The 2,195-nt window shown below is 38.2% G+C and carries 3 protein-coding genes and 1 pseudogene; 1 reads left to right on the top strand and 3 read right to left on the bottom strand.

The window, feature by feature from the left end; all coding sequences use genetic code 11:
- Positions 1 to 281: transposase family protein (locus tag CBG25_RS19880; RefSeq protein WP_290603775.1), on the top strand; the 281-nt coding region annotated here is incomplete at its 5' end.
- Positions 282 to 743: 462 nt separating this feature from the next.
- Here the strand turns inward: CBG25_RS19880 and CBG25_RS19875 are convergent.
- The 3 genes and pseudogenes from CBG25_RS19875 to CBG25_RS19865 form a co-directional block, all read right to left on the bottom strand.
- Positions 744 to 1,145 (bottom strand): type II toxin-antitoxin system PemK/MazF family toxin, encoded by a 402-nt coding sequence (locus CBG25_RS19875; protein WP_290608803.1) that lies wholly within the window; start codon positions 1,143 to 1,145, stop codon positions 744 to 746.
- Between the two features lie 264 nt (positions 1,146 to 1,409).
- Complete coding sequence (locus CBG25_RS19870) at positions 1,410 to 1,805, bottom strand: antiterminator Q family protein (RefSeq protein WP_366212817.1); 396 nt, start codon at positions 1,803 to 1,805, stop codon at positions 1,410 to 1,412.
- A gap of 178 nt (positions 1,806 to 1,983) precedes the next feature.
- A pseudogene (locus CBG25_RS19865) lies at positions 1,984 to 2,195 on the bottom strand (hypothetical protein); the annotation flags it as partial.

Raw genomic sequence — 2,195 nt, 5'->3', positions numbered from 1 at the left:
AGGTAACCATCTGGGCAGATACCGGTTTTCAAGGTATAGATAAACAGCATCCTAATACACAAATCCCAAAAAAAGGAACTCGAAAAAGACCTTTATCGCCTGAACAAAAACAAGAAAATAAAATAATCTCGGGCATCCGTATTACAGTTGAACACGCCATCGCGGGTATCAAGCGCCTCGGTTGCATGACCCAAATTTTACGGAATCGTAGACCCTTTATTGATGATACCTTCTTACTCCTTAGCGCAGGTCTTTGGAATTTCCATCTCAGAACAGCGTAAAATTTACTTCAATCACCGAAACACCCTTATTTCACTATTAAGCAACACGCTTATTGAGGGTTGAGTGTTTTTCAAACATACGCATATACCCTCCCGTTGAGGGTTCCATTGCTTTAAATTAAAAAGGGAGACAGCCGCTTTACTTGTTTATGTTGCTGGCTTTGTGAGTATTGCAGTGGTACAAATGAAAAACCCCACGTTTTCACATGGGGCTATGCACTACTGGCTTATTTACCTTATATACCATACGAGCTTATAAAAAGTAGTGCACAAACAAGATATAGCCATTTCGTTAATAATACAACAAAAAACCCCGCAAAAGCGAGGTTCACTGTATTAATTCATAGGTGCAGTAGGTTTGTCATTACCATTCCCCGCACCTAGCTTCCTATTGTTTGGAAGTCTCACAAGTCCCATAAGGGTTCATAAAAAAGTATCTTTCAGTGTCGCCTGAATGTCAAGTCATTTCACTAAATATGACATACCTATTCCATGAAGAACAGAATTCTTTATTTCTTTCATCTCATTATCAGAAATTCTAGGTACTTCATAATTTCTACCATTCCAGGTTCGTAATTTTATTCTATCTAATCTTTCTATAGATACCGTCATTATCATATCACACTTGACCCAACACCTTAAATGTTCTTTTCCAGGTATTGGGTTTTCTCGTAGTTCATAATGATGATCAAGAGCAGGTATCGGTTCTGTTGTGCTAACAGGAACAACTGTGACTAGCTTATTATTATATCTGTTTCTGGCTATAACAATTATCGGCCTAATTTTAACAATTTCAGGAACAATTAATCCCTTAAAATTACACATAAGAACAGAACTTACCTGTGGTTGAAATTTCAATCCCATTTATCAATTTTAATTTTAACCAGTTAATAATCGGCTAACAACTACATAAAGTCCACAATGATTTCAACAAAAAACCCCGCAAAAAGCGAGGGTCTATGATTTTTTATATAATTGTATCAGCTTACCTTAAAATTATTGGCCATTTGTCCATTAAAGTCAAGTCATAATTTCGTAAAATTAACCACTTTAGCAACAGTATTTTGATTTTTCATGACCGTTATTAGCCGATTGTGTATTAAATACACGCTGGCATTGAGAATGTCATCAATCTCCCTTCGACATGTTCTTGGTGATGGCTTTTTCCACCTGCCCCCCCGCTCTGGTCATCATCCTTCTGGGTTTCGCTATATTGTGATAATAGGTGGCTATGCTTAATTTTGATTTTCCGTAAACGTAATAACTTAATAGAATTTGGTAGGCTTTTTCATCAATACGCATAACAGCATCAACCACTTGAGAAATGAGCAATCCTTCATCATCGTTACACATTGGCCTGGAAGGTATAACTTCCCCTTTCGCCTTTTGCATGAATCGCCAGATAATATTGAATTGCCATTTATCAAGCTCTCCTGAGCTTACCCACGCCCCCCATAACTCAAGCCAACCATTTACCCAGTCATACTGTGCTTTGGTTAATTCCAGTGACTTAACCGCTCTCATCTCTCCTCCGGCAAAAACAGGAATAGCGGCATGCTTTCAATGCCCTGCGTTGAATATTAATGATGGTTTAATGTGCGTGGGCTTTTTCTTCGCCCATTCGAAAGGTAATGTCTGCCTGATACCAATCCGGTAAGAAAAACTCAATACGCCCTGTATATCCCACGAGTTTCGCACAAAACTAATTTGGGTACGCTAATAAAACACGGATGTGCTCAGCAATAGCATTTTTGATTACGTCCCAATTTTGTTGATAAAGGGTTATTTTTTCAGATATACGACGTTTATGTTGTTCAAACCACGCAGAAATAGCGAGAAAAATATGATTTCTTTGCGCTCGGCTCGTGCGAGCCTGACAGCGTTCAATACCACAATTTTGTTTAACTTCTCGAT

Source organism: Arsenophonus sp. ENCA (assembly GCF_002287155.1).
Taxonomy (GTDB): domain Bacteria; phylum Pseudomonadota; class Gammaproteobacteria; order Enterobacterales; family Enterobacteriaceae; genus Arsenophonus; species Arsenophonus nilaparvatae.
This window is presented reverse-complemented; position numbering and strand designations above follow the sequence as displayed.

What these genes read in the sequence shown, in the direction of transcription:
- CBG25_RS19870 (WP_366212817.1), bottom strand. Translation starts at nt 1,805, where the DNA reads ATGAGAGCGGTTAAGTCACTGGAATTAACCAAAGCACAGTATGACTGG.
- CBG25_RS19875 (WP_290608803.1), bottom strand. Translation starts at nt 1,145, where the DNA reads ATGGGATTGAAATTTCAACCACAGGTAAGTTCTGTTCTTATGTGTAAT.